The sequence below is a fragment of the Neptunicella sp. genome (assembly GCF_048268085.1).
GTDB lineage: Bacteria > Pseudomonadota > Gammaproteobacteria > Enterobacterales > Alteromonadaceae > Neptunicella.
The window spans coordinates 1-25,793 of the sequence record NZ_JBLWWF010000027.1 but is presented as its reverse complement, the minus strand read 5'-3'; the positions used below and the strand labels follow the sequence as shown (position 1 = coordinate 25,793).

The following is a 25,793-nucleotide window of genomic DNA, read 5'->3' as shown; positions in this document are numbered from 1 at the left end:
CCGCCCAATATGCGGCTGCGACTTATCAGGATCAAATGGTACAGAGTCTGGCTAAATTGGTGTCTCATAATACTGTTGCGGTAGAAGGGGTATCGGTTTTAGATAATCCAGAACATCAAGCATTTAAAGCTGAGCTGGCGAAACAGGCTGCCGAATTGGGGCTGGATTTTCATGATTATGGTTATGTGGTGATGATCGGTTTGGGCCAGGGTCAGGAGCGGGTCGGTGTTATTACGCATGGAGATGTACAACCGGTTAATCCGGCAAAGTGGGCTAAACCCCCGTTTGAACTGGATCTGACATCAGAGCCGGGCAAATTATTGGGCCGCGGAACAGAAGACGACAAAGGGCCGATTTCTACCGCCTTGTATGCGATGAAAGCAATTAAAGACAAACATATCCCGTTGAGTAAGCGAATTGAGTTATATGTTTACCTGGCAGAAGAATCTGATTGGGCACCGTTACAGGAATTTGTTAAAAATCATGACCTGCCGGAAATCAATATCACTATTGATGCAGAATACCCAGTGGTGACCGCCGAAAAAGGCTACGGCACCATTAGTATGACCTTCCCGAACAATAAAATTGACACTCAAGATGCCTACTTAAGTGCATTTGAGGGCGGCTTTTTTGGTAGTCAAATTCCGGAAGATGCCAAAGCGGTGATCGTTAATGCAGACAAGGCTTTACTCGATGAGATCAAGCAACAAGCCGCTAAACAAAAGGGCATGAAATATGATTATCAATGGCAGGGTAAACAGTTAACTATTACTGCTTTGGGAGTGTCAGCCCATTCGTCCAAACCCGCTGATGGTATTAATGCGATTACCCATTTGGCGGATATTTTATCCGTACAACGTTGGGCCAATAATGCTGCCGGTAGTTTAGTTAATTTTCTAAACGATAATCTGGGTACCGGCTTATATGGTAAAAAGTTTGGTCATATCGCCTACCAGGATGATTTTATGGGACCCATGACGGTATCCCCCACGGTGCTTAAGCAATTGGATAGTGGTATTCAGTTAAACATTAATATTCGTCGCCCTAAAGGCAAATCGAAAGAACAGCTGGAAGCTGAGATTCAGCAGGCGTTAACTCAGTGGCAGCAAGCTAATCCAGTTAAATTACAAGATGTGAACAATTATATTGGTGACCCCTTTGTACAAAGCAGTGCACCACAAACCGATACCTTATTGTCGGTGTTTTCTCATTACACCGGAATGAAAGATGCCAAGCCAATTTCTATCGGTGGTGGCACTAATTCGCGTTTATTCCCCAATGCCGTTAGCTTTGGCCCGTCCATGCCGGGAGCCGTTTACACAGGACATTCCGAGCATGAATTTATCACCATGCAGCAATTTATACTTAATCTAAAAATGTATACCGCAGTGATGGTGGAACTGGCAAAATAAGCGCGGCTTAGCTGGATAAAACGGATCGGTTCACCGATCCGTTTTTGTTTGTAGAACGTTTAATAGCAACCCAGTTCATAGTAAGCTGCCGTTATTATTTCGCTGTTGAAGAAAAGACATGAAAATTCGTCTGATTGCTTTGTTAGTGTTATGTCTGCCTCTCTCCGTTTTTGCCGCATCAACTCAGCTGACATCATTGCTTGATGAAATTTGGCAATATGAATTATCCGTTAATCCTGTTAACGCCACCGGTTACGGTATTCACGATTATGACGGTCGATTAGCCGATATTTCTCCACAGGGATTAAAGCAGCAATATCAGCAACGCCAACAGTTTTTAACCCGACTTAACCATATCGATAGTGCTTCGCTGGATGATACCGACAGAGTGAACATGGCGATTCAGCGTCGAGAGTTACAAAATGCCATCGATGAATATAAGTTTCATGCCCACTATATGCCGCTGACCTCAGAGTATGGTTTTCACAGTGGGTTGGCTTTTTTACCGCAAAGTAGTCGTTTTGCTAATGTGCAGGATTACCAAAATTATTTGAACCGGCTTAACCAGTTTAAAAGCTGGTTCGCCCAGCAAATTGACTGGATGCGCAAGGGGTTGGAAATTGGTTTAACTCAGCCTAAAGCGGTATTAGTTAATTATCAGGATTCGGTCAGTGCCTTTATCCATGATACGCCACAGCAGAGCCTGTTTTATCAGCCCTTTACCCAGTTGGATAAACTGAATATCAGCCAAACCCAGCGGCAGCAACTGATTAAACAGGCAGAAAAGGCTATCAACAACTCGGTTTATCCGGCCTATCAGGCTTATTATGATTTTCTGGTAAAAGAATACTTACCCAATGCCAAAGATAATATCGCGGCCAAAAATTGGCCTGATGGAGAAGCCTATTATCAAAACCGCACCGCTTATTACACAACCACGAGTATGTCGGCCAAGGCGATTCACCAATTGGGTTTAAAAGAAGTAAAACGCATTCGCGCGCAGATGCAGCGTATTGTTGATGATTTACATTTTGATGGTGATATAAACCAGTTCATTGAGTTTTTGCGTACCGATCCACGCTTTTACGCCAAAACCGCAGAAGAACTGCTTAAACAGGCAGCCTATATCGCCAAGAAAGTTGATTCAAAGTTGCCCAAGCTATTTCATAAATTACCTCGCACACCCTACGGCGTCGCGCCGGTGCCAGACAGTATCGCGCCTAAATATACCACCGGGCGTTATATCGCCCCGACTAAAGATGATGAGCCGGGCTATTACTGGGTGAATACCTACGCACTGGATAAGCGCCCGCTATATGCACTGACAGCATTAACCATGCATGAAGCCGTTCCGGGTCATCATTTGCAGATATCGCTGGCACAGGAGATGGGCGACTTGCCACCGATTCGCCGCAATAGTTATATTTCGGCGTTTGGCGAAGGCTGGGGATTGTACTCCGAATTTCTTGGTGTCGAAGTCGGCATGTATCAGGATCCCTACGATGATTTTGGCCGCTTAAGTTATGAAATGTGGCGCGCTTGTCGTTTGGTGGTCGATACCGGCATGCATTTAATGGGCTGGTCCCGTCAGCAGGCGGTGAATTATATGCTGGAAAATACCGCTTTATCCGAGCACAACGTGAATACCGAGGTAGACCGCTATATTTCCTGGCCGGCTCAGGCACTGTCTTACAAAATTGGCGAAATCACCATTAAGCGTCTGCGCCATCAAGCCGAGCAGGCATTGGGCGATAAATTCGATTTACGCGCCTTTCACGACGCAGTATTGGAACAAGGTTCAATACCACTGAATATGCTCGAACAACATATTCAGCAGTTTATTCAGCAACAGCAGACTAAGGGATAAACAAGTAGTTAAAACTTACTTTTCACAGCCAGTCGCACAGAGAAAAATAAAGCACCGTTCATGCTGAGCGCGAAGTATGAGCAGTTGAAGTATGAACACATCAACTCGTTCTTTGACTACTCCCAGATAGTGCATCCCCAAGCTGCATATATATCGTCATCCCGGTGAGGTGTTGAGCCGGGATCCAGTATTTTTAGACAGAAACGTTTTGGCTTGGGCTTTTTCCAAAAACTTGCGGGTGAAAAGCCTTGTTTGTTTTCTGACTCATCAATAATGCACCGCTAACAGATTGATTTACTTAAATATGCGGAGTACTGTCAAAAAAACAAATCAGCAAAGAAGGAATTTCACCTGGCATGAATTCGGGATTAATTCCTTCTATTAAATTGTTATGTGATTTAGGGAAGTTCATGTTTCTTGACTATGGTGACAAAATTACTGGGATAATCTCGAAAGATCTTTTGAATGGTCTTACGGACACCGTGAGGGAATGCTTTCTTGAAACAGTTCGTATTAAATCCTCAGCTGATGGATATGTCCACTTCGAGATACCGAACGAAAGTGATGCTGAAAAAATATATGAGATTATAAGAAAGTACGAAAAAAATAAGATGCGTTCTGAATCGCGCAAGGCGAGCTTGTATATTCTATCTTCTGGCACTTATGAAAAGGAAGACATTGACGCTCTTTATGAGGCTCAGCAAGGATTATGCTATTACACAGGCCAACCTCTTAATAAGAAACCACAAAACTTCGCAATTGATCATGTCATTCCTGTTACAGAGGGCGGTAGCTCTTGGCCTAGCAATTTAGTTTTGGCAACAGTAGAAATAAACAGAGAGAAACACAATAATTCAAAGAGAAAGATGTTCTCTATCTTAGAAAAAAGAAACGGAAAAGATTGGGTGAAAAAACAACGAGAGTTTTGCAAAGTGGTTGATGTAAAACGGCGATCAATAGATAAGAATAGGCGCACTAAAGTTTCTGATATGCTTAACAGTGTCGAAGCGAATATGAGAGATTTATTTCCTGGAGAAGTTATTGACTATGCACTTATAAAAGATGATATAGAGCTTTTTGTAAATCACACTGTTGTCAATTTTCCGGCTGGCTTTATTCGCCAAAAAAGGAAATGCTTCTCATCAAAATACATCGAAAAATTAGTTGAAGCCATATTAGAAAAATAACCTAGCAATGAAACATTACATAACAAGGCAAGACAAAATCGCCCTTCGGGCTGGACGCGCTAACGCGCGCCTTTGCTTGCGGCGTTAGATAAAAGGCCAGTTCATGGACTTCGATAGAGCAGATGAACTATTTAAAGAATTATCTGATGTAGTGGATTATCCGCTATCTGAAAATTCTGATAGAGCAAAGCTTTGCTTTACACTAGCGATTACGTCTATGCAGTTTGCTGCAGCGGTACGAGCGCTATGTGCACAGCACCTAATTCTTGGGGCTAGTGTATCACTCAGGTCGCAATATGAGGCACTAGTTAGAAGTGTTTGGTCTTTACATGGGGCAAGTGATTTACAAATAGAAAAGCTGTCTGGTGACCTTAATTTTGAATCGCAGCAAGCTAGTAAAAATATACCCTCTGTAAATCAGATGCTTACGGTGCTAGAAAAGTCACCTCACCTTTCACAGCTTATGGTTTCGCTAAATGAATTCAAAACCAGTTCATGGCTACCTTTAAATTCTTTTGTTCATTCGGGAATACATGCCATACATTGGACAAAATATGAGGTTCCGGCAGAATTGATGGAGAAATTATTCAAAATATCCAATGGCCTAGTTGTACTTGCGTTTCAAGGTATTGGAATACTAACTGGTCGGATCGGAATTCAGACAGAAATTATCGCTATATCGGGTAGTTATGCTAGCTGTCTTCCGAGTCCAAGGTGAAATATCTAACAATCAAGGCAGTCTGATGGCTTTTCCGTTTCTTGTTTTGCGGTTTAACGCTGCGCTACCGCAAAGCAATCCACTACAAAGCCGCGCATGTACTGGGCGTTAGCCAATGCTATCCAATTACCCCTATATTCTATTATTTCTTAGTGGCGGCTTTATACAAGAATTGCCATTCCTGTTTTGTAACCGGCATAATAGAAAGGCGGTGGCCTTTTTTGACCAGACCGATTTCGGTAATTTCCGGCATGGCTTTGATGTTTTTTAAACTGAGGATGTTGTCGAATTTTTGTTTGAATTTGATATCTACCATCATCCAGCGCGGATTGTCCGGATTGGCTTTGGGATCGAAATAGTTGGACTCGGGATTAAACTGGCTGTCATCCGGATAGCTCTCCTTGACCACCTCGGCCACGCCAACAATACCCACATCCTTGCAGCTGGAATGATAGAAAAACACCTGATCACCAAGCTTTACTTCATCACGTAAATAATTACGTGCCTGATAATTACGAATGCCATCCCAATGTTCGGTTTGGTTGGGCATCGCGGCCAGATCATCAATGCTGAAGGCATCGGGTTCGGATTTAAATAACCAATATTGCATGAGAGTCACTTACACAGGATTAAGTTGTTCTGGAGTAATTGAACACATTTAATGCATAAATGGCAACTATCCACCTGGATGGTCGTTGCCGCAATAGCCGAGATTGGGCAAGTGCGGCAACGGTACTAACAATAGCAGCGTTATTTGGCTTGTGCCTTTTTAAACGCCTGATAGTCTGCAATTGCCTGATCGTAGCGCAGCACTTTGCTGTCCGGATCGATAATCACCACATCTTTGGGCGATACCGGCAAGCTTTGTGGCTGACTCATATCCAATACGTGCAGCTGGTTATTAATGCTGACTTCAACGGGCATCGGGAAATAGACATTCTGGTCAGTCTGCCATTCCAGACTGATTTTTGAATCGCTACGTTCAACTAGCAATTTCGGTAATTTGGCCTGAAATAAATACACATTAAAGAACCAGGTTAAGTCCTTGCCGGTCACTTTATTCACAATCTGAATAAATTCATCGGAGGTTCCCAAACGAGGGGTTAAATGGCCCGGCTGCGGATTATCTGTGCCATATGTCATGATCCGGATGGTTTTAAAGAATGCTTCATCTCCAATCAGTTCGCGTAAACTGTGCAGCATGAGTGAGCCTTTGGTATACACATCGCCACCGGGGCCGATGTCTTTATTAAATACCTGCTCGACTTCAAGAGACTTGTTCGACACCATTGGAAACTGGTTGTCCAAGGCCTTGCGTTGCTCAAACAGACGGGCTTTATACGCCATATCGCCATGTAAATACTGAGTAAATAACGGCTGCATGTAAGAGCCTAACCCTTCTTGCAACCACATATGATCTGAATTGGCCGCAGTGAGTTGGTTGGCAAACCATTCATGGGCGAATTCATGCTGCATCAACCAGTCAAATCCATAGGCATCTTTTTTATACTCATTGCCGTAGGCGTTAATCGTTTGATGTTCCATGCCCAAATGTGGGGTTTCAACAAAACCGGCTTTTTCCTGACTAAAAGGGAAGGGGCCAATCATGCGTTCGAAAAAGTCCAGCATGGGCGGGATTTCGGCAAACAGTATTTTGGCTTTGTCGGTGGTTTCCGGCAGATGGTAATACACCACCTCGAAGTCGTTACCGTAAATACTGTGAAAGGTTTGTTCAATCTTCTCATAGGGCCCAATATTCAGAGCAATGCCGTAAGTGTTGTGTACCGAACGGGTTTGCCAATGATAGGTTGTGGTGTCGCCTTGACTCGCTTCATCGATAAACACGCCGTTGGTGACCGCTTTAAGGTTTTTGGGCACGGTAATCCGAATATCGGCGCTTAATGGCTCGCCAAAGGGATGATCAATACAGGGCCAAAACAGGTCACAACCTTCGCCCTGATCAGCTGTCGCTATCCAGTCCGCGCCGGAAGGGGTTTTGCTCCACACAAACCCGCCATCCCATGGGGCTTTAACGGCTTCTCTGGGAGTGCCCGCATAACTGACCGTTACGGTAAAATCACCTTGAACAGGCGCGGCTGGCTGCATACTAAGCAAGCCCTTATCATTGCGATAGGCATTAGGGCTTAGTGCAACCCCATTTATCGAAACAGTGCTGATTGAAAACACCTGATCCAAATCAACTGCAACAGCCGCTCTGGGAGTATCGCTATGTAAAGTCAGGGTTGTGGTGCCACTAATCTGCTTTTTAGCCGGAAATACTTCAAAATTAAGATCGGCGTGCTTAACCTGCAATCCCTGCTGTAATTTAGGCACATCACCGCCACTTTTCATCGTATAGGGGCTGGTTTTAAGCGCGACATCGGTTGAGGAACAGCCGCTGATTACTAAGGTTACGGCCAAGAGTCTGAAATATAGATTCACTATTACTCCCTAATAGCTGGTGAATGACCACCTAATATTAGCGGTTTTAGGTGAATAAAATCATTTAATTCAACGAATTTTTAAGACGATTGGTCGTATAAATGGCTAAGATGCTCCAGCGATCGAGATGAATCGCTGGAGCAAAAGACTTAAGGTTTTAACCAGTTTTGAATAAGTTGTTGTAAGCGAGTGGTACTGATTAATTTAATATTGGGCAGCAATGCTGGCATGGTGCGAATTTGCCATATCCCTAGTGCGTCTTCACCCAATAAGGGGGCTGCCGATGTTGCTAGTTTGTATCTGTCGGTAAAACGCTGGACGGGGTTAACACCGAGCCAGCTGCGTTTGGATTAATCGATTAGTTAATTGGCTTGTCCAATAAGAACAGTACCAGCTGAATATATTCGTCGATGCTGTGGATATTTTTGCCATCGAGCTTATATTTACCGTTGATGACAAGGGTCGGAACCGACGAGTAGCCTTGTTCACGTAACCACTGGGTATTTTTATTGGTCTGGTCGAACTCGTTCTGTACGGCCAAACTATTGAATACCTTATCAAATTTGTCACCATCCACGCCGCTGAGTACCACCAGATTATGAATATCTTTGACGCTGTAAAAATCAGCATGACTAAGATGAATATAATTAAAAATGGCTGGAATAATTTGTTCATCTGCATCCATCAATCTTGCACTGATAGCGGCTTTAGTCAGATCGTTTTCAATCTCTACCTTACGATTGTGCATGCCAGTAATATGGTTTTTGACCAAGTTGACATCAGCCGGCAGTTTGGCCTTAAGCGCTTGCATAAGCGGCTCTTTATTAAAGCAATGGGGACAGTAAAAGGAGAAATATTCGCGTACTTCTTTTTGGGTCGTTCCACTGCCTTTCAGTACTTGATAGTAATCCCCCTCAGTAAAATTGGTTGCTTGCGCAACTGACATAAAAAACAGGCTAACAACGAGGGTAATCAATAATTTAATCTTCATATGCGGGATCCTTGGGATAAATTCTACAGCGGTATGTTACCAGTCAATATGATAAAAGCCTTGCGCATCGGCGCGACTAAATAAGGCAGCGGCCTGATGGACCTCAGGCGGTAGATTACTGTCCGGTTTAAATTTACCGTTAATCGAAAACTGGCCTTGGGGAGTAATTTGCGCGGTAGCATCTAACCCAAAGCTGTTATTCGGCTTAATCAGCACTTTGATATTTTGTTTGGCGCATGACAAATCGGCATCAAAATTACCTAGCGAAATAGGTCCTTGAGTACCAGCAACTTGAGCATTTAACCATTGCCCCTGACCGGATAGTGTCACGCATTGTTGTTGATAATCGAGTTCACTAATATTAACTTTAAAACGTCCGGAAGCATTGACGGGGAGCGGAATAGGTAGTTGACCAAGCACCATATTGACCGGTAAATACAGCTGCAAACCGTCACTTTGGGCGTGATTGGCCGATAAGGTTAGCTTTGCCGTTAGCGATACCTGTTCAGTGTCGCGCATGTTTCCAGCTTTAATATTCAGGTTGGCGTTACCCCATAACAAAGGTAAAAAATCCAGTTCCCATGATACGTCCTGCAAGGGAATCCCCTGATATACCAACTGATTAATGGTGCCTGACCAAATCGTTTGGTTAACACCGTTGATCTTGAGTTCTTTAGGCAAGGTGACCCAATTGAGTACGTGAGCGGCGGGCAAATGAACAACAAGAAAAATGCTGTAACAGAGTAAACACAGCAGCACAGTTTTTACGATGGACTTCATGTTTTTCCTAATAATAAGCGGCGTATTTTAATCTGACCCGGTTGGTTTACTTCGGCAAAATCAACATCAAGAATATTAATTCCTTTATCTTCGATGCTTTTTAACCATGCAATGGTGTCATTAAACGGAGCCTGATCCACCCATATTTGCAGCGTGTCACCTTGCGGTTGCATGCGGGCTATCGCTATTTGGTAGCGTTGGGCTAACTGGTTAACCGCTTGCGGCAACGAGCCAGTAAAAGTCGGGCGATTAGTCGAACCACCACGCCTTAACTGAATGGCTTTATTGGCATTGGCTTGCATCCAGGTGAGCAATTTTTGTTGGCTACTCACCGCATTACGCCCTTGCTGCACACTTTGTTGTAGTGGTGACCAAATAAGTGCGTAGAATAAAAATATAATCAACACGATCCCGCCGATGAAAACAATTTGTTGTTCCCGCTCACTCAGCTGTTTATAGCGCTGTTTTAGATCCATGTTTAACTCCGCAACGTTAAGGTACTGATGACTTGATCACCATTATTATTGATAGCGCCTTGTTGAACTTCGAATCCGGCTGACTCTGCTGCACTTTTGAATTTTTCCAGTGCGTTAAAGTCTTTGGCCACGGCTTGTAAACGTAATTCGGCCCGATCTTGGTTAAACTTAATCGTTTGGGGTTTGACTTGGCTGCTGTTAAAAGCGTCGGATAGCTGTGACAGCATCGCTAATAACGACACGCCGCCACCACCTTGTTGAAGTTCCTTCATTAGCTCAGTGACTTTTGATTTGAGATTACGATAACGTCCACCATTAGGGAACGCTCGATGATATTGAGCTTCAATTTGTGCTTGCAGATCGGCCTGTTGTTGCCGTAAATGATTGGCTTCTATACCTTTATCCACCAAACCAGACAACAATGCAATGCCCGCCAGAATCGCAGCAACGCGCCATTTTTTCCATTGCTGATTGCCTTGCTGGCGAATTTTGTAGTCGCCTTGCAATAGGTTAAACGGCGCATTTAATGCACCTTGGGCTAATACTTGTAGTGGCATTTCGGCGTGTTGTTCAACAAATTCTATATTGGCTAAATTGATTGCTGGCACATCACTTAAACAGTGGATAACTAGCGGTGTAGTTTGCTGTTTAGCAGCATGTTCCATCGCCATCATTAGCCATTCCGGTTCGCCTTGTAAGCCTTGCCATTGATCTTGCCTGATTAATAAATTGTCGCCTAGATTGATTAACGACCAGGCATCGTTATTAACGGGTATGGCTAATACGTCGGGCAACATTTTATGGCACTGCAAGCCCGCTAATTCGACAATCGATTGCCATTGCCGCATTTTGCTGTGATCCACAATCGCAATTGCTTGTTGATCGCCATAACGGGGGCCGAGGGCAAAAAACTGATTGTCCACATCCGTATTTAGCTCATCTTCGAGCATATAGGGGATCGCCCCCAATACTTTACGATTGGCTCGACCGGGTAAGGTCACCCATTTGAGTAAGACATCGCTGGCCGGCACTAACATGGTGATGGGTCTATTGCCGGCCCGGTCGATTAATGTGATTAATGCCTCGGCATTCGCCAGTTCACCTGAGGCGATGATGTCCTTTTCGGTATCTGACCAGACCATCCAGTACAGGGGATCCTGCGGGGTTGATCCTAATCGGATGACTAATTGTTCGCTCAAAGCAAGCCTCCAAACTCACGCCGGATCACACTGACGTGGCCACTTTTATCTATTGCAAAAACCGATGACAGATTAAAACTGGCATCATTGTAATGGGTCTTGGTATGTAAAATAAAATAACTGGTGGTAATATCAAACCACTTCTTCTGATCGTTGCTTAAACCCAGTGCACTAATTTCCGGCTGGGAAAAAAAATCGTTTATATTATCAAAACCATCTTTTCCTCGGGCATTTAATGCGCTGCGGGTATCCTCAATGGAAATTCTGCTGCCTAATGCTGCGCGCACTACAGCGGCATGTTCTTCACTGACGGTGTTCACATTAATTTTTAGTTCGGTGTTTCCGGGAATGGCGCAGACATAGGGCATAATGTCGTTGATCCAGGGAAGTTCTGCACCATTAACCAACCGTAGTTCACTTTTGTTAACCATTAGGCTATTGGCGGCCAGATAAGGAAATTGGCGAGACTCATATTCCGGATCTTCGGCACCATAATAGCCGGTGATTTGGTCATCGGCATCGAGCCAATCAGTTAGGCTATCGGCCAATGTTTCGGCATTCAGTGCCGGGATAGGCGGTTCGTTTTCGATAGACGTAAGTAGGGTTTGAAAAGCTTTCTGTTCGGTATAACCCGCCGTTGTACCGCTTGAGTTTGAAGCGAGTGCATTAAGATTAAAGCAGCTTTGCATATCCACCAATTTGGCTTGAATACCACCATTGGGCAGTGGATATTCAAAATCGGTGCTAGCCCAGGGTTGATTCAGATGAATAACGCCTTTTGCCTGTTTAAACAAAGCCTCGATGGACTTTTTGGCAAATTGCTCCGCCCCCATGGCGTACCAATAGGCCTGATTATTATCCTTAATATTGGCCGACCGACGGATTTGCAGTTGTAAGCGGCTACCCATTTCGGTGGCAAGTACCGATACAATCGCCACAACCAATAACACAATTAGCAAAGCAACACCGGATTGTCGTAGTGATTTCATTACGAATCTCCTGGCGTAAGTAGCAGCGTGCGCTTGATTTCACCAAAGTCTTTGCTGGTGATAATGAGCTCAATTGCTTGGGGTAATTGGGGACTGGAATATTCCTCTTCAACCTTGTCCGGGGCATTAATAAAGTTAACCTGAAAGTTTTCAATATTATCCAGTAATACCCGCACTTTAGGTTCATAGCCTACGACATTATCCACGTAATTACTGTAAACCCGCTGTAGCTGATCCTCTTGAACGCGATAAATCACCGGTTGCAAGGTGCTGCGCGGTAACACCAGTTGCGGGTTATGCCAACCTTCTCGAATAAACCCCAAACCATCGGCCTGACTGTCAAATTCCCCGGAGCCACCATGCATAGTCCAATCGCTGTTTTCGCCTTCGATACGAATATGGCGTGGCACGGCCTGCATCACATCCCGCTCGATGGTTAACATGGCGCGTTGTAATTTTTCCAATTGGGCAAAGCGTTCGGTGGACAGATGATCGCTGTCAATCACCGACGTTAGCACTGCATTGGAGGCTAAACCAATAATGGCAAAGATGGCCAGTGAAACCAGTACTTCCAATAAGGTAAAGCCCGTTATTTGCTTCATTCAGTTGCAACCGGCGCTTTTATTGTTGGTTTGGTAAAAAAGCTTTGTACTGAACTGATAGGAGATTGACCCTGTTCATTTAGTGAAACGTTAACCTCTACCATACGTAAATCTTTGTCGTTGGTTTCCAGTACTTTTTGTTGCCAATACCAGGTTTTTCCAGCCATTTCCTGTGAGCCTTTCTGGTTGTTTTTGGGTGGCCATTGGCTTTCAAGATGGATTTCGCTGAGTCGATTGTTGGCGACCCAGGTTGCAAACGTCAGGTCTTCCAGTACCCCGACACCATGTAAATGCTCGGTGGCCGCTTTCATAATGGCGGTGCCGGTTAGGGCAAAGATGGCTAAGGCGACCATTACTTCCAGTAAGGTCATGCCTTTGGTGTGGTGTTTAAACCCGTTCATAGTGAATCCAGTGGGCCGCTGAACACCAGTGGCAAGGCATCTTGTGCTTCTATCCTGAAATAGGTCGGCTGTTGTTGACCGAAATTGGGTTCAAACATAAAGGTCAGACTAAAAGGCGTAATATCCCCGCTGGATAACAGCCAAACTTGCGGAGGAGGTGGCTTTTTGTCTTCCTCTTCTTCACCGATGGAGGATTGCTCTTGATCAAAAGATGACTGTTCATCAAATAATTTGCTATCAAACAGGCTTTGATCTTCCTGCCAAGGCAAGTCATCCAGTTCGAGCTTTAAGCTAAAGGGTTCGGGGAGACTGTATTCGCTGAGGAAATCGTTGTTATCAACCTTTTGCCATTGTTGCTCATCATCCAGTATCACAAAATAATACTGGTTTTGATCGATGCGTAACCCCAGTTGTTGCTGATTCAAAATGGCGTATTCAGCCGCCATGGAAAACACTACCTGAAAACGCTGCGCCTGTTTTTTAAGTTCATCAGAACGATCCTCGCCATCTACATTGAGCATCACAACGCTGGCCGAAATCCCGATGATCAGTATGACCACCATGATTTCGAGCAAAGTAAAACCGCGTTGTTGATTGCATTGCATAGCAGTGATTAATTCAGATAGTCGTTAATATTCCAGTTGCCAATATCGTCATCTGTGCCCGGTTGTCCATCTGGACCGTTGCTATATAAATCGATGGCGCCCATTTCACCAGGGCTAAGCAATTGATAGTCGTTACCCCAGGGATCTTTCGGCAGGTTTTTGATAAAACCTTCTTCTGGATAGTTGCGTGGAATAGGTTCAATGGTTGGCATTGATACTAAGGCATCCAGTCCTTGTTCACTGGTAGGAAAGGTACTATTACGTAATTTGTACATTTCCAGCGCATTTTCCAGTTGGCGAATATCCACCGCGGCTTTTTTAAGTTGGGCGGTTTCCTGATTGCCGAGGATATTGGGGGCAACGATGGCGGTTAGCAAACCGATGATCAGTATGACCACCATAATTTCTAATAAGCTGAATCCTGACTGTTTCATAGCTAAGTGCCTCTAAATTAACGTGTTCAATGAAATAATGGGTAATAAAATGGCCATCACAATAAAAAATACAATGGAGGCCATGGATAAAATCAGTACCGGTCCCATGATGCTGAGGGCAATTCCCACTTGTGCCTCAAATTCCCGATCCTGATTTTGCGCCGCTCTAGCTAACATGGACTGTAATTCACCACTGCGTTCACCAGAGGCAATCATATGCATCATCATTGGTGGGAAAATTCGGGTTTGCTCTAATGAACTCCGCAAACTGGCGCCTTCTTTTACCTTAACGGCGGCTTCACCAAGTAATTGTTTTATATGTATGTTTTCCAGCACTTCACTGGCGATACCCATCCCTTCCAATAAGGGAACGGCGCTGGAGGTGAGAATACTTAACGTGCTGGCATAACGGGCGGTATTTAATCCCTTGCTGACTTTGCCTAACACCGGTACCGACAACATGCCGCGATGAAAGCGTTGTTTAAATAACGGTTGCTGTAACAAGCGACGTAAGCCAAGGATAACGATCACAATAATAGCAAAACCAATCAGGCCGTAATCTTGCACCCATTCACTGATAGCAATCAGAATTAAGGTAATGGTTGGGAGTTGTTGACCCATATTATCGAACTGGCCGACAATTTGTGGCACCACATAGGTTAGCAGCAACATGACTATACCCAGTGCGACGGTCATCATTAACGCCGGATAAATTAACGCTTGGGTAACTTTACTGCGAATGTGCTGACGATTTTCAGTGTAATCGGCTAATCGTGTGAGTACCGTATCTAAATGACCGGATTTTTCACCTGCGGCGACCATGGCCCGAAACAGTTGATCGAAAATATGTGGAAATTCACCCATGGCCTCAGCCATGCTGTGGCCTTCGACGACTTTGGCGCGTACTGCCATCATCATATTTTTATGCCGTGGTTTTTCACTTTGTTCGGCTACGGCGAGCAGGGCTTCTTCAATGGGCAATGACGCTTCAATCAGGGTGGAAAGCTGACGGGTTAACAACGCCAGATCGGATGCCGAAATTCCGGCTTTAAACAGATTCATCCCACTGGAGTTCTTGCTCGATTTTTCATGTACCGGATCTACTTCCACCGGGATCAGGTGTTTTTCACGCAATTGCTGGCGGATCTGGCGAGCGTTATCGGCTTCCATTACGCCACTTTTATTGCGGCCTCGTTGGTCGATCGCTTTATAGGAAAAAGCCGGCATTTATTCTTCCCGCGTCACACGTAAGACTTCTTCCAAGGACGTTTGACCTTCGAGAACTTTACGACATCCATCTTCGCGAATACTTGGGGTGTGCTGCCGAATATATTTTTCGATAGCCTGTTCACCATGGCCGTTATGCACCAGATTACGGATGGTTTCATCCACAATTAATAATTCATGAATGCCTGTTCTTCCACGATAGCCGGTTTGGTTGCACGCGGCGCAACCGCTGGGATGATAAATTACTGCATCTTGCAGGGTTGTTGCGCCAAGTAATTGTTGTTCTTGTTCACTAAGGGGTTTAGCTGTTTTACAGTCGGGGCATAATGTGCGCACTAAACGTTGCGATAATACCGCTAGTAAACTGGACGAGAGTAGAAAGGGTTCAATGCCCATATCTTCCAGACGAGTAATTGCCCCTGCGGCAGTATTGGTATGCAAGGTGGATAACACTAAATGCCCGGTTAAACTGGCTTGTACGCCTATTTGCGCGGTTTCCAGATCGCGGATTTCACCAATCATCACGACGTCAGGATCCTGACGTAAAATCGCTCGCAAGCCCCGCGCAAAAGTCATATCGACCCGTGGATTAACCTGAGTTTGGCCGATACCTTCGAGATCAAATTCAATTGGATCTTCGACGGTCAGGATATTGCGATCTTTGGAGTTAATTTCACTTAATCCCGCATATAAAGTGGTACTTTTACCTGAGCCGGTGGGGCCGGTAACCAAAATAATCCCGTGAGGTTTACGGATTAAATTGGAAAAATGCTGGCGATTCTCGGCGGTCATCCCCAGATCTTGCAGATTCAATCGGGCATTATTTTTATCTAGTAAACGTAACACCACCCGTTCGCCATGGCTGGATGGCATGGTGCTGACGCGCACATCGACGGCACGGCCAGCAATACGTAAAGTAATGCGCCCGTCTTGCGGCACCCGTTTTTCGGCAATATCCAGTTTGGCCATAACCTTGATACGGGACACCAGCATGGAGGCCATTTTACGATTGGGGCGCAGAATTTCGCGCAATACGCCATCGACTCGAAAACGAATTGTCAGCTGTTTCTCAAAGGTTTCCACATGAATATCCGAGGCACCTTCTTTGATTGCTTCACCCAGCATGGCATTGATTAATTTGATGATGGGCGCATCGTCTTCGCTATCTAACAAGTCTTCCGCTTCAGGCAGTTCTTCTGCCAGAGTAAACAGGTCGCTTTCATTGCCTATGTCTTCCATTAATTGCTTGGCTTGGGAAGAATCGCGTTGAAAGGCTTTGGTGAGTAACGCTTCAAATTCATCAATATGGATCTCTTTTAACACAAAAGAGGCTCCCAGAAAGCGTCGTACTTCCGCAAAAATATCGAAGGCGGTTTCACTGGTATGATACAGGGTGGCCGGTTCACTCGAGGTGTCCAGTAAAACCTGATGGCGTTTGGCAAAGCTGAAATTCAGCTGTTTATGCCGCGAGTCTTGCTCGCTATTCGCCAGTTCAGTAGCCTCTACTACGTCCATCAGTCTTCCTTGTCCTGACTCGTTGTTGGTTGTCGCTTGTCTTTATTATTTTTGTCTTGTAAATAATTGTCGTAGTTTGGTGGCAACGCCATGGTGTCGTCCCACTGGGGCAATACCGGAGTTTCGCTGTTGGGCATTAAATTAATGCCATCGGCACGACGTTCCAGTTGTTGGGCGCGAATATAGTTATATTTTTTGTTGCTGATTTTATCCATGGTTAAACCGTCGCGGATAATAGTCGGACGGATAAATACCATTAAGTTACGCTTGCGTTTGCTTGAGGTAGAAGACTTAAACAGGTTACCGATTAAGGGTAAATCACCCAACAATGGCACCTTGGAAACACTTTCCTGGACATCTTCATCAATTAAACCACCTAGTACCACTGTGCCACCGTCATCGACGATCACTGAGGTTTTGATTTCCCGTTTATTGATGGATATATCCACTGAAGTGGCGCCACTAACACTGGACACTTCCTGTTCAATTAACAGTTGTACGGCATTACCTTCGTTAATTTGTGGGGTGACTTTCAGTTTTATCCCCACTTCTTTGCGATCCACCGTTTGAAATGGATTGTTATTGCTACCGGTACTGGCGGTTTGACCGGTAATAATCGGTACTTCTTCACCCACAATAAAGTAGGCTTCCTCATTATCCATGGTGGTTAAATGGGGGGTAGCCAAAATATTTGAATTAGTATCGCTGCTGACCGCTTGCACTACTGCGGCCCAGTCATTTTTGACGATACCAAATAACGTGCCGTTAACGGCACCTAGTGCTTGGGCAATTAATGATTTATCGCCTTCAGTGGTGGTGGTTACCTGGGTCACTTTGCCGGATTCGGTACCGATCACATTATTCGTTGTGGTTTTGTCGCGGGCGGCATAGGCCGCTCCTGCAACGGTGCTAATGGGGACACCACTATTGGTAAATTGCTGCATGGCACCGTCTTTGTGCGCCCATTGCACACCTAAACTGGTACCGTCACCTTCAAACACTTCGACGATGATTGCTTCAACTTGTACCTGAGCACGACGAACATCTAATTGGCGGATCACGTCTTCCAGATTGTTCATCATATCCGGCTGAGCGGTAATCACTAGCGAATTGGAATCATTATGGGCTTCAATACTGACCGAACTGTTATTTGGCCGACGCGCAGCCGCAGTGGTTTTCTGCCCACCCTGTTCATCAGCCTGAATACCGGCACTGACACCTTGCAAGACAGTGACCAGCTCTTCTGCTTTCGCATACTTAAGGAAAATCACTCGGGTATTGCCGTTGGTTTCCAGCTCCAGATCAAGGCGTTTCACCAGATGAATCAATCTTTGCCGCGCTTTTATATCACCACTAATAATTACACTGTTGGTACGTTCATCAGCGACAATTTTGGGTGCTAACGGCGAGCCGTTATTTTTAGTACCTTGGTCTTTATTGATATTTTCTACAATACGCACCAGTTCTGGCGCAGAAGCGTATTGCAGCTTAACGATTTCGACTTCCTGATCACCGGCTTTATCCACCCGTTCAATAATTTTTACCAGCTGATTAATGACCGAGGCGCGACCGGTCATGATCATGACATTTGAGGGATCATAGTTGACTACGTTACCGCCACCCGCCTGATCATTCAGTTGACGCAGCAGTGGTGATAATTCACGCACGGACACGTTATAGACCGGTACTACACGGGTGATCATTTCATCACCGTTGAGTAGGTCATCTTCCACTACGGGTAAATTGGAGGTTTTAGCCGATTTATCACGAATAATTTTAAGTACGCCATTGGGCATTTCTACCGCGGCAAAGCCGTAAACTTGTAATACATTTAAGAAAAATTGGTAGTACTGTTGTTCGTTCATCAAATCGTAGCTACGAACAGTAATTTTGCCCCGTACATTGGGATCGACAATCATGGTTTTTTTCAGGTTCTTACCGACGATATTGATAAATTCATTGATGTCGGTGCCTTTAAAATTAGGGGAATATTCGGCGGCAGCCACGGTCGTCACTGCAGTGCTAAAAGTGAGCGTGGCGGAAATCATCAGTGTAAAAAATCCCTTTAACAGGGACTGGCTGCTTAGCCTCATAATATATCCTTTAAAATCATTGACATATACCTACAAGCTGGGGAGATCCAGATATAAGGTTAGTAAATCACCATCACGGTTAACAGTCAGTTGTAGCGATTCAGCTTCGTTCAGACTCGACATGGCTTCCATCGCCTGTTGCGGATCGGTTAAATCAAGTCCATTGAGTTCGGTAATAATATCGTTATTTTGTAATCCGGCTGCATTAAACAATTCGGGTGAACGGCCAGGATGTACGCGATAGCCGACTGGTTTGCCGTCTTGTTGTTCTGGTGAAATGCTGATGTATTGACTAAAACTGGCCGGCGTTTCAGCAATTTCCTGACGTAAATTTTGCACCGCCGGAGTTAGAGTGCGATGCTGGACGGAATCATTTCCAGTTGGCGCATCGTACACTCTAGTCTCGTTATCATCGCTGGCACGTACCATAATGGATGGATTTTTATTGTAGTCTAATCCGTCTAACATCAGGGTTTCGGTACTGCCACCGTTATTGATAGTAATGCGGTCAGCAAACACTTCATTGACCGTAGCGCGTGTGCCATCAATTTTATCACCGATACCGTAGGTGTTTTGCTGGCCTTTGTTTTCGATAATGGCCGCTCCGGCGCTATCTTGTGTACTGGCGACAACACCGGTGAGGGTTAATTTTAAATTGGTTTGGGGGGCATCTTGTACTGACATTACCGGTTTATCCGGCTGTTTACCGACTTGACCAAACAAGTTGAGACGCTGAATTTTGCTAATATCCGTTTGGTTGCCTTTATTACTGGTGTGGCTGACAGTCGGTGTGATGTCAATTAACTGGTCTTGGGCGGGGGCTGGAAGTAGTCGCCATGTCAGAAGTGCAACATAGTTCAGCAAATATAAACTTAACAGCACGACAATCAATCTGGGCAGATAGATTTGATAGCGCTGCAGTTGGAGGCTCATTTGCTTAAGGGTATAATTTTCGATGAACATGATGCTTCAATTCAGTTTATTGACCACATAATATAATTTCTATGCAGGGTGTCACAACCGTCCACAAAATAATATGTGTAAATTGTTACCGTTTGAGGAAATTTGACCATTGAATCGCATAAAATTCCAAGCAACAGAACAAAATAATGCTCAAATTGAGCCGGTAAGGTTAGATAAGTGGCTTTGGGCTGCCCGTTTGTTTAAAACTCGTTCAATTGCCCGCGATATGATCCAAGGCGGTAAAGTGCAGTATAATGGTCAACGTAGTAAACCGGGTAAATTGGTTGAAATTGATGCTTTACTCACTGTACGACAAGGAAGTGATGAAAAACAGATTAAAGTATTGCAGCTTAACGGCCAGCGACGCAGTGCCAGTTTAGCTGAACAAATGTATCAGGAAACGGCTGACAGTATTGCATTACGTGAACGGAATGCCGCGGCTCGAAAGATTAATGCATTACATAGCCCCAAACCCGACGGTAAGCCGGATAAAAAACAACGTCGTCAATTAATTCGCGCCAAACATCAATAACCGCTAGGGTTGAGTACATCAGCTCGAGCTTTATTTAAAGAGACAATATGAATTCAATGGATCAACTCTATCGCTATATATTTAATCAGGCCGATGTGCGTGGTGAGATTGTACAATTGCAGGATAGCTTCAAGGCTATTATTGGTGAACATGACTATCCATTAGCGATACAACATTTACTCGGTGAGTTACTCGCCGCCACTTCATTATTAACCGCGACCCTAAAATTTGAAGGTGACATTGCCGTACAGTTGCAAAGTGAAGGTGTTATTAAATACATCGTTGTGAATGGGACTGATGAGCAAAAAATGCGCGGTATCGCCCGTTGGCAAGGTGAAGTACTTGATCAGGATTTTAGCCAATTATTCGAAAAAGGCATTCTGGCCATTACTATCACACCCAAAGAAGGTGAGCGTTATCAAGGTGTTGTAGCATTGGATAAACCCAGTTTGGCTGAATGTTTAGAAGCCTATTTTTTGCAGTCAGAGCAATTACCGACCAAAGTGATTTTGAAAACGCGTATCGATGATAACGGCGTCAAAGCCGGTGGGATGCTATTACAAGTGTTACCGGCCAGTAAGCATGGCGATCCGCAACAGTTTGAACATCTGAGTCAGTTGACCGACACCATCAGTTGCGATGAGTTACTCGATTTAGCAGCGCAAGATGTGCTGTATCGACTGTATCATCAAGAAGAAGTTGAATTGTATGCGCCACAATCCGTTATATTCAGTTGTGGCTGTAGCAAGGCGCGCAGTGCGGTGGCATTGGCGAGTGTGGAAAAGCAGGAATTACTGGATATCGTCAGTGATGATGGTTTTGTATCGATGCATTGCCAGTATTGCAATACCGAGTATCAGTTTGACGCGATTGATATTGAAGCTATTCACAGCGGTCAATACAGTGAGAATTCGTTGCCACAGTAATGGGTTTTAAATAGCCTGTCAGAAACTTCCTACAATCACCTCAATTTCCTGACTCGATTGAGGTGATTTGTAATTTTTAGATCATATAAACTGAAAGTAATTATCTTTTAGACCTTTTTTAAATTCTACACTATCTCTATACCCCTTAAATAACGTATCCTTTGGCTAATTACAAAAATTGTTAACTGAATTGTAAGTTTTCATAAAAGGTTGTCGCCAATGAATTTTGATCCTAGCCAAGTATTGACCGATTTATCCACTGCTGAACTCATCGAGCACGCCATTCGCCGTAATGAAGGCAGATTAGCGGCCAACGGTGCACTGGTAACCCACACCGGTGAACGTACCGGACGCTCACCCAAAGATCGTTTTATTGTTAAACAGCCGGATACTGAAGCGGATATCGATTGGGGAACGGTAAACCGTCCCTTTTCAGAACAGAAATTTAATGCGTTGTGGGAGCGGATCGAAAGTTATTTGTTGAGCAAAAGCCATTTCATGTCACATCTGCAAGTGGGAGCTGATCCTAAATATTATTTGCCCTTACAAGTTCGTACTGAACGGGCGTGGCACCAGCTGTTTGCCAAAAATCTGTTTATTCGCAGTGAGCAGTGGAATCCGTCAAATAAGGATGTATGGCAAGTGATGAATGTGCCCAGCTTTGTCTGCGTACCCGAGCGGGATGGCACTAATAGTGATGCAGCAGTAATTATTAATTTTGCTGACAAAAAAGTATTACTTGCCGGAATGAATTACGCGGGGGAGATGAAAAAAGCCCTGTTTTCAGTGCAGAACTTCTTGCTACCCGAGCATGATGTATTACCGATGCATTGTTCAGCTAATGTAGGCGAACAGGGGGACGTGACATTATTTTTTGGCCTGTCGGGTACCGGTAAAACTACCCTGTCTGCCGATCCTGGTCGTTATTTAATCGGTGATGACGAGCATAGCTGGGCAGCCGGTGCCGTGTTTAATATCGAAGGAGGTTGCTATGCCAAATGTATCGATTTATCTCAGCAGAACGAGCCGGTTATCTGGGATGCCATCCGCTTTGGTACTGTGTTGGAAAATGTGGTGCTCGGCCCACAGGGACAACCTGATTATTACGATGATAGCTTGACGCAAAACAGTCGAGCGGCTTATCCGCTTGAGCATATTGCCAAGCGGGAAAAAGCCAATCGTGGGGCAGAGCCCCATGCCGTGGTGTTTTTAACCTGTGATGTGAGTGGCGTATTACCACCGGTATCAGTGTTGTCGGAACAATCCGCCGCCTATCATTTTTTAAGTGGTTATACCGCCAAAGTTGGCTCCACCGAAATGGGAGCCAACGCCGCGATTGAATCGACGTTTTCCACTTGTTTTGGCGCACCGTTTTTTCCACGTCCTGCCGCTGTGTATGCTGAGTTGCTGATCAAGCGTGTACGTGAGTTTGGGACCAAAGTTTATTTGGTGAATACCGGCTGGACGGGAGGCCCTTACGGGGTTGGGCAGCGTTTTGACATTCCGGTGACCCGCGCGGTGATAGACGCGATTGTGAATAATAAACTGGAAGGTGTCGCTACCCAACATCTTGACGTATTAAATCTGGATGTGCCCATTGCATTACCCGGTGTGGATAGTCGGTTACTTAATCCGCGTAATACCTGGGCCGACCCAAATAAATACGATCAATATGCCGCTCATCTGGCTGCTGAATTTGAGGCTAATTTTGCTAAATATGATGTGTCAGATGCCATTCGCCAAGCCGGACCTAAGGGAATGCCCTTGCAACAGGTCGGTTGATTATCTCTATTGGTAATTCGATTTTTTTCTACTGGCGGGTAAATTCACCATGGCAACCAAACCGCCTTGCGGATGGTTACGCAAGGTAATTTCCCCGCTATGCATATCGACAATACGCTTAATAATGGCTAAACCCAGCCCGGAGCCTAAACTGCCTCTGGCTTTGTCGCCTTGGGCGAAAGGTTGAAACAGGTTTTCGATTTGGTCTTCAGCGATACCGGGGCCGTGATCACGTAATTCAAAAAATACCATCTTGGTTTTTTTATTAAAACCGGAATGGATGCTGACCTGATTACCACCATATCGAAAGGCGTTTTCGAGTAAATTATCCAATACCCGTTTAATCGCCACTTTGCGAATTTCCACATCGGGCACTTCGTCTAAATCCAATGATATATGATGATCGTCTTCACGATCTCGGGATTTGACGACATCTTCTATGACTTTATTCAGATTAGCTGTTTCAACTTTTTCCTGCTGATCCTGACGCACATAATTAATGAACTGGTCGATGATTTCATTCATATCCTCGATGTCGCTATTAATTCCTTGTTGGATCCATTCCTGATCGGCCGGCAGCATTTCGGTGGATAAGCGAATACGGGTTAAGGGTGTGCGTAAATCATGGGAAATACCAGCAGTGAGTAAGGCCCGATCATCTTCGAGTTGTTTAATGCCTTTGGACATTTGATTAAACGCCCGGGTGACCGAGCGAATTTCACTGGAACCTTCTTCTTTCAAGGGTTTCGGGAAGTTGCCTTTGCCCACCTGAAAAGCCGCTTGCTGTAGCGCTTTTAATGGCCGGTTGAGCCGTCTTACAAAGATCCAGCCTCCCGCCACACTTAAAATACCAATTACCATCAAGTAAATGGTTAACGGGGAGATATCGGTATTACGCACTCCGATCATTGGTACCATCACCCATAAATTACGTGAGTGGGGGGCACGGATCCAGAATACATAAGGATCTCCCGAGGCAACCCGAACTTCCGAGTTACCGCCGAGTTGACGGGTCATTTCCGAGGATAAAAATTGATAATAAATTGAATTGTTCAGACCATGCTGCTGGGCTTGATATTGATCATAAACGCGAATACCCGTGGCCTGATATAACTGTTTACGACTCTCGGCGTCGGTTAGATTATGCCCTTCGAGAAAGACCAGTTTGACCTGTTTGGCTAATAAACTGTTTATTTGCTGATAACTGGGATGGATAAAATAATAAGTGACTGAAATATAGGACACTACCTGATTAATCAGTAATAGCATCCCAATCAGTAAAACGGTTTGTCCAAAGGCACTTCTGGGCAGTAAACGCATTAGGCGGCAGATTCACCATCAGGTACAAATACATAGCCCAAACCCCATACGGTCTGAATGTAACGAGGGTTCGCCGGATCGACTTCCAGCATGCGCCGCAAACGAGAAACCTGTACGTCAATACTGCGTTCCAGTGCACTGTAATCGCGGCCTCGCGCGAGATTCATCAATTTATCCCGGGATAAGGGTTCGCGGGGGTGAGTGACCAATGATTTAAGCACCGCAAATTCACCGCTGGTGAGCACCATTTGTTCATCGTTTTTGCTCATTTCGCGCGTGGCCAGATTGAGTTTGTATTGACCAAATTCGACTACTTGTTCTTCCATCGACGGGGCGCCGGGCGCCTCATTCGTTTTACGCCGCAATACCGCTTTGGCTCGAGCTAGTAATTCACGAGGATTGAATGGTTTGGGGAGATAGTCGTCAGCACCCATTTCCAACCCGATAATCCGATCCACCTCATCCCCTTTGGCGGTGAGCATAATAATGGGAATTTCATTTTCCTTCTGGCGCAGACGCCGACAAATCGACAAGCCATCCTCACCGGGGAGCATCAGATCCAGTACCATCAGATGAAAGTTTTCTCGCTCCAGCAGGCGATCCATCTGTTCAGAATTAGCCGCAGAACGCACCTGATAACCTTGTTCCATTAAGTAACGCTCTAATAAGCTGCGCAGGCGCATATCGTCATCGACAACCAAAATTTTAGTGGTTTCTTGACCCATGTTGTTCAATCCTTCATGACATTCGGATATTGAATAATATCCACCAATTGTGCATCACTATAAATGAACCACGGGCATTACAAAAGATGGATAAAATGACAAACGCCGGTGGATTGTTACAAAGTTTGTCTGTGTTGTGCTCGGATCACGACAGCGGTCACAGTAATATGGCAAAATAGTTAATTATTTAGTTTCATTCATTCAGTCGGGATAATCATGCAAGTACAAGTGAAATGGCAAGGCGATATGCGCTTTGAAGGTAAAACAGAAAGTGGCCTTAGCTTAGCTTTAGACGGGGATCATCAAGCTTCACCCAGCCCAATGGAAGCAATATTAATTGCGGCTGGAAGTTGTTCCTCGGTGGATGTGGTGAGCATTTTACAAAAAGCCCGCCAGAATGTGACTGACGTACAGGTTAAGGTTACTGGCCAACGAGCAGACGCGGTGCCAGCAGTATTTACCGATATTCACTTACATTTTGTAGTCACCGGGAATGAAGTGAGTGAAAAACATGTCGAGCGAGCGGTTAATCTGTCTGCCGATAAATATTGCTCAGTGGCGATTATGTTAAGTTCATCGGTGAATATCACCCACAGTTATGAAGTTC

General features: G+C 44.9%; 26 protein-coding genes. 9 read left to right on the top strand and 17 right to left on the bottom strand.

Annotation, left to right across the window (positions count from 1 at the left end):
- The 4 genes from ACTD55_RS17455 to ACTD55_RS17440 all read left to right on the top strand — a co-directional run.
- On the top strand, positions 1-1,412 hold a 1,412-nt coding region (locus tag ACTD55_RS17455), incomplete at its 5' end, for a dipeptidase (protein WP_438865615.1).
- A 118-nt stretch (positions 1,413-1,530) separates the two neighbouring features.
- Complete coding sequence (locus ACTD55_RS17450; protein ID WP_438865614.1) at positions 1,531-3,279, top strand: DUF885 domain-containing protein; 1,749 nt, start codon at positions 1,531-1,533, stop codon at positions 3,277-3,279.
- A 356-nt stretch (positions 3,280-3,635) separates the two neighbouring features.
- On the top strand, positions 3,636-4,466 hold the full coding sequence (locus ACTD55_RS17445) for an HNH endonuclease (RefSeq protein WP_438865613.1): 831 nt from the start codon (positions 3,636-3,638) through the stop codon (positions 4,464-4,466).
- A gap of 103 nt (positions 4,467-4,569) precedes the next feature.
- Positions 4,570-5,184 carry a DUF6988 family protein gene (locus tag ACTD55_RS17440; RefSeq protein WP_438865612.1) on the top strand — a complete coding sequence of 205 codons (615 nt, stop codon included), beginning with the start codon at positions 4,570-4,572 and terminating at the stop codon, positions 5,182-5,184.
- Between the two features lie 142 nt (positions 5,185-5,326).
- On the opposite strand, the gene ACTD55_RS17435 is transcribed toward ACTD55_RS17440, so the two are convergent.
- Both ACTD55_RS17435 and ACTD55_RS17430 read right to left on the bottom strand, forming a co-directional pair.
- Entirely contained in the window at positions 5,327-5,794 is a 468-nt protein-coding gene (locus ACTD55_RS17435) for an EVE domain-containing protein (RefSeq protein ID WP_438865611.1), read from the bottom strand.
- A gap of 140 nt (positions 5,795-5,934) precedes the next feature.
- Positions 5,935-7,626, bottom strand: a complete 1,692-nt coding sequence (locus ACTD55_RS17430) for a M1 family metallopeptidase (protein ID WP_438865610.1) — start codon at positions 7,624-7,626, stop codon at positions 5,935-5,937.
- A gap of 189 nt (positions 7,627-7,815) precedes the next feature.
- Between ACTD55_RS17430 and ACTD55_RS17425 the strand changes: the two genes are divergently transcribed.
- Positions 7,816-7,980: a hypothetical protein gene (locus ACTD55_RS17425; RefSeq protein WP_438865609.1), complete on the top strand. Its 165-nt coding sequence runs from the start codon at positions 7,816-7,818 to the stop codon at positions 7,978-7,980.
- A 4-nt stretch (positions 7,981-7,984) separates the two neighbouring features.
- On the opposite strand, the gene ACTD55_RS17420 is transcribed toward ACTD55_RS17425, so the two are convergent.
- From ACTD55_RS17420 to gspC, 13 genes are all read right to left on the bottom strand, one after another.
- Positions 7,985-8,617 (bottom strand): thiol:disulfide interchange protein DsbA/DsbL, encoded by a 633-nt coding sequence (locus ACTD55_RS17420; protein ID WP_438865608.1) that lies wholly within the window; start codon positions 8,615-8,617, stop codon positions 7,985-7,987.
- 36 nt (positions 8,618-8,653) lie between these two features.
- Complete coding sequence (locus ACTD55_RS17415; protein ID WP_438865607.1) at positions 8,654-9,397, bottom strand: type II secretion system protein N; 744 nt, start codon at positions 9,395-9,397, stop codon at positions 8,654-8,656.
- Positions 9,394-9,873 carry a type II secretion system protein GspM gene (gene gspM / locus ACTD55_RS17410; protein ID WP_438865606.1) on the bottom strand — a complete coding sequence of 160 codons (480 nt, stop codon included), beginning with the start codon at positions 9,871-9,873 and terminating at the stop codon, positions 9,394-9,396. Before gspM ends, ACTD55_RS17415 begins: the two co-directional genes overlap by 4 nt.
- Positions 9,874-9,875: 2 nt before the next feature.
- On the bottom strand, positions 9,876-11,072 hold the full coding sequence (gene gspL / locus ACTD55_RS17405) for a type II secretion system protein GspL (protein ID WP_438865605.1): 1,197 nt from the start codon (positions 11,070-11,072) through the stop codon (positions 9,876-9,878).
- Positions 11,069-12,061: a type II secretion system minor pseudopilin GspK gene (gene gspK / locus ACTD55_RS17400; protein WP_438865604.1), complete on the bottom strand. Its 993-nt coding sequence runs from the start codon at positions 12,059-12,061 to the stop codon at positions 11,069-11,071. The genes gspL and gspK overlap by 4 nt, the downstream gene beginning before the upstream one ends.
- Positions 12,061-12,663, bottom strand: coding sequence for a type II secretion system minor pseudopilin GspJ (gspJ, locus tag ACTD55_RS17395; protein WP_438865603.1), 603 nt, complete (start codon positions 12,661-12,663; stop codon positions 12,061-12,063). Before gspJ ends, gspK begins: the two co-directional genes overlap by 1 nt.
- Entirely contained in the window at positions 12,660-13,064 is a 405-nt protein-coding gene (gene gspI / locus ACTD55_RS17390) for a type II secretion system minor pseudopilin GspI (protein WP_438865602.1), read from the bottom strand. Before gspI ends, gspJ begins: the two co-directional genes overlap by 4 nt.
- On the bottom strand, positions 13,061-13,669 hold the full coding sequence (gene gspH / locus ACTD55_RS17385) for a type II secretion system minor pseudopilin GspH (protein WP_438865601.1): 609 nt from the start codon (positions 13,667-13,669) through the stop codon (positions 13,061-13,063). Before gspH ends, gspI begins: the two co-directional genes overlap by 4 nt.
- Positions 13,670-13,677: 8 nt before the next feature.
- Positions 13,678-14,103, bottom strand: coding sequence for a type II secretion system major pseudopilin GspG (gene gspG / locus ACTD55_RS17380; RefSeq protein WP_438865600.1), 426 nt, complete (start codon positions 14,101-14,103; stop codon positions 13,678-13,680).
- Positions 14,104-14,115: 12 nt separating this feature from the next.
- Complete coding sequence (gene gspF / locus ACTD55_RS17375; RefSeq protein ID WP_438865599.1) at positions 14,116-15,330, bottom strand: type II secretion system inner membrane protein GspF; 1,215 nt, start codon at positions 15,328-15,330, stop codon at positions 14,116-14,118.
- Positions 15,331-16,845, bottom strand: a complete 1,515-nt coding sequence (gspE, locus tag ACTD55_RS17370) for a type II secretion system ATPase GspE (RefSeq protein ID WP_438865598.1) — start codon at positions 16,843-16,845, stop codon at positions 15,331-15,333.
- Positions 16,845-18,893, bottom strand: a complete 2,049-nt coding sequence (gspD, locus tag ACTD55_RS17365) for a type II secretion system secretin GspD (protein WP_438865616.1) — start codon at positions 18,891-18,893, stop codon at positions 16,845-16,847. The genes gspE and gspD overlap by 1 nt, the downstream gene beginning before the upstream one ends.
- Before the next feature lie 75 nt (positions 18,894-18,968).
- Complete coding sequence (gspC, locus tag ACTD55_RS17360; protein WP_438865597.1) at positions 18,969-19,901, bottom strand: type II secretion system protein GspC; 933 nt, start codon at positions 19,899-19,901, stop codon at positions 18,969-18,971.
- A 109-nt stretch (positions 19,902-20,010) separates the two neighbouring features.
- Here gspC and hslR point away from each other — a divergent pair, with 109 nt between their 5' ends.
- The 3 genes from hslR (at position 20,011) to ACTD55_RS17345 (ending at position 23,141) form a co-directional block, all read left to right on the top strand.
- A complete protein-coding gene (gene hslR, locus ACTD55_RS17355; RefSeq protein ID WP_438865596.1) occupies positions 20,011-20,433 on the top strand; it encodes a ribosome-associated heat shock protein Hsp15 in 423 nt (140 codons plus the stop codon).
- Between the two features lie 47 nt (positions 20,434-20,480).
- Entirely contained in the window at positions 20,481-21,359 is an 879-nt protein-coding gene (gene hslO / locus ACTD55_RS17350; protein ID WP_438865595.1) for an Hsp33 family molecular chaperone HslO, read from the top strand.
- 219 nt (positions 21,360-21,578) lie between these two features.
- On the top strand, positions 21,579-23,141 hold the full coding sequence (locus ACTD55_RS17345; protein WP_438865594.1) for a phosphoenolpyruvate carboxykinase: 1,563 nt from the start codon (positions 21,579-21,581) through the stop codon (positions 23,139-23,141).
- Positions 23,142-23,147: 6 nt separating this feature from the next.
- Here the strand turns inward: ACTD55_RS17345 and envZ are convergent, their stop codons facing one another.
- Complete coding sequence (gene envZ, locus ACTD55_RS17340; protein WP_438865593.1) at positions 23,148-24,461, bottom strand: two-component system sensor histidine kinase EnvZ; 1,314 nt, start codon at positions 24,459-24,461, stop codon at positions 23,148-23,150.
- Entirely contained in the window at positions 24,461-25,186 is a 726-nt protein-coding gene (gene ompR / locus ACTD55_RS17335; RefSeq protein ID WP_438865592.1) for an osmolarity response regulator transcription factor OmpR, read from the bottom strand. Before ompR ends, envZ begins: the two co-directional genes overlap by 1 nt.
- 216 nt (positions 25,187-25,402) lie before the next feature.
- Between ompR and ACTD55_RS17330 the strand changes: the two genes are divergently transcribed.
- Positions 25,403-25,793: OsmC family protein (locus ACTD55_RS17330; RefSeq protein WP_438865591.1), on the top strand; the 391-nt coding region annotated here is incomplete at its 3' end.

Excerpts from the sequence above, each read along its gene's own strand:
- ACTD55_RS17450 (WP_438865614.1), top strand. The coding sequence starts at position 1,531 with ATGAAAATTCGTCTGATTGCTTTGTTAGTGTTATGTCTGCCTCTCTCC.
- ACTD55_RS17445 (WP_438865613.1), top strand. The coding sequence starts at position 3,636 with ATGAATTCGGGATTAATTCCTTCTATTAAATTGTTATGTGATTTAGGG.
- ACTD55_RS17440 (WP_438865612.1), top strand. The coding sequence starts at position 4,570 with ATGGACTTCGATAGAGCAGATGAACTATTTAAAGAATTATCTGATGTA.
- ACTD55_RS17435 (WP_438865611.1), bottom strand. The coding sequence starts at position 5,794 with ATGCAATATTGGTTATTTAAATCCGAACCCGATGCCTTCAGCATTGAT.
- ACTD55_RS17420 (WP_438865608.1), bottom strand. The coding sequence starts at position 8,617 with ATGAAGATTAAATTATTGATTACCCTCGTTGTTAGCCTGTTTTTTATG.
- ACTD55_RS17415 (WP_438865607.1), bottom strand. The coding sequence starts at position 9,397 with ATGAAGTCCATCGTAAAAACTGTGCTGCTGTGTTTACTCTGTTACAGC.
- gspM (WP_438865606.1), bottom strand. The coding sequence starts at position 9,873 with ATGGATCTAAAACAGCGCTATAAACAGCTGAGTGAGCGGGAACAACAA.
- gspK (WP_438865604.1), bottom strand. The coding sequence starts at position 12,061 with ATGAAATCACTACGACAATCCGGTGTTGCTTTGCTAATTGTGTTATTG.
- gspJ (WP_438865603.1), bottom strand. The coding sequence starts at position 12,663 with ATGAAGCAAATAACGGGCTTTACCTTATTGGAAGTACTGGTTTCACTG.
- gspI (WP_438865602.1), bottom strand. The coding sequence starts at position 13,064 with ATGAACGGGTTTAAACACCACACCAAAGGCATGACCTTACTGGAAGTA.
- gspH (WP_438865601.1), bottom strand. The coding sequence starts at position 13,669 with ATGCAATGCAATCAACAACGCGGTTTTACTTTGCTCGAAATCATGGTG.
- gspG (WP_438865600.1), bottom strand. The coding sequence starts at position 14,103 with ATGAAACAGTCAGGATTCAGCTTATTAGAAATTATGGTGGTCATACTG.
- gspF (WP_438865599.1), bottom strand. The coding sequence starts at position 15,330 with ATGCCGGCTTTTTCCTATAAAGCGATCGACCAACGAGGCCGCAATAAA.
- gspE (WP_438865598.1), bottom strand. The coding sequence starts at position 16,845 with ATGGACGTAGTAGAGGCTACTGAACTGGCGAATAGCGAGCAAGACTCG.
- gspD (WP_438865616.1), bottom strand. The coding sequence starts at position 18,893 with ATGATTTCCGCCACGCTCACTTTTAGCACTGCAGTGACGACCGTGGCT.
- gspC (WP_438865597.1), bottom strand. The coding sequence starts at position 19,901 with ATGTTCATCGAAAATTATACCCTTAAGCAAATGAGCCTCCAACTGCAG.
- hslO (WP_438865595.1), top strand. The coding sequence starts at position 20,481 with ATGAATTCAATGGATCAACTCTATCGCTATATATTTAATCAGGCCGAT.
- ACTD55_RS17345 (WP_438865594.1), top strand. The coding sequence starts at position 21,579 with ATGAATTTTGATCCTAGCCAAGTATTGACCGATTTATCCACTGCTGAA.
- envZ (WP_438865593.1), bottom strand. The coding sequence starts at position 24,461 with ATGCGTTTACTGCCCAGAAGTGCCTTTGGACAAACCGTTTTACTGATT.
- ompR (WP_438865592.1), bottom strand. The coding sequence starts at position 25,186 with ATGGGTCAAGAAACCACTAAAATTTTGGTTGTCGATGACGATATGCGC.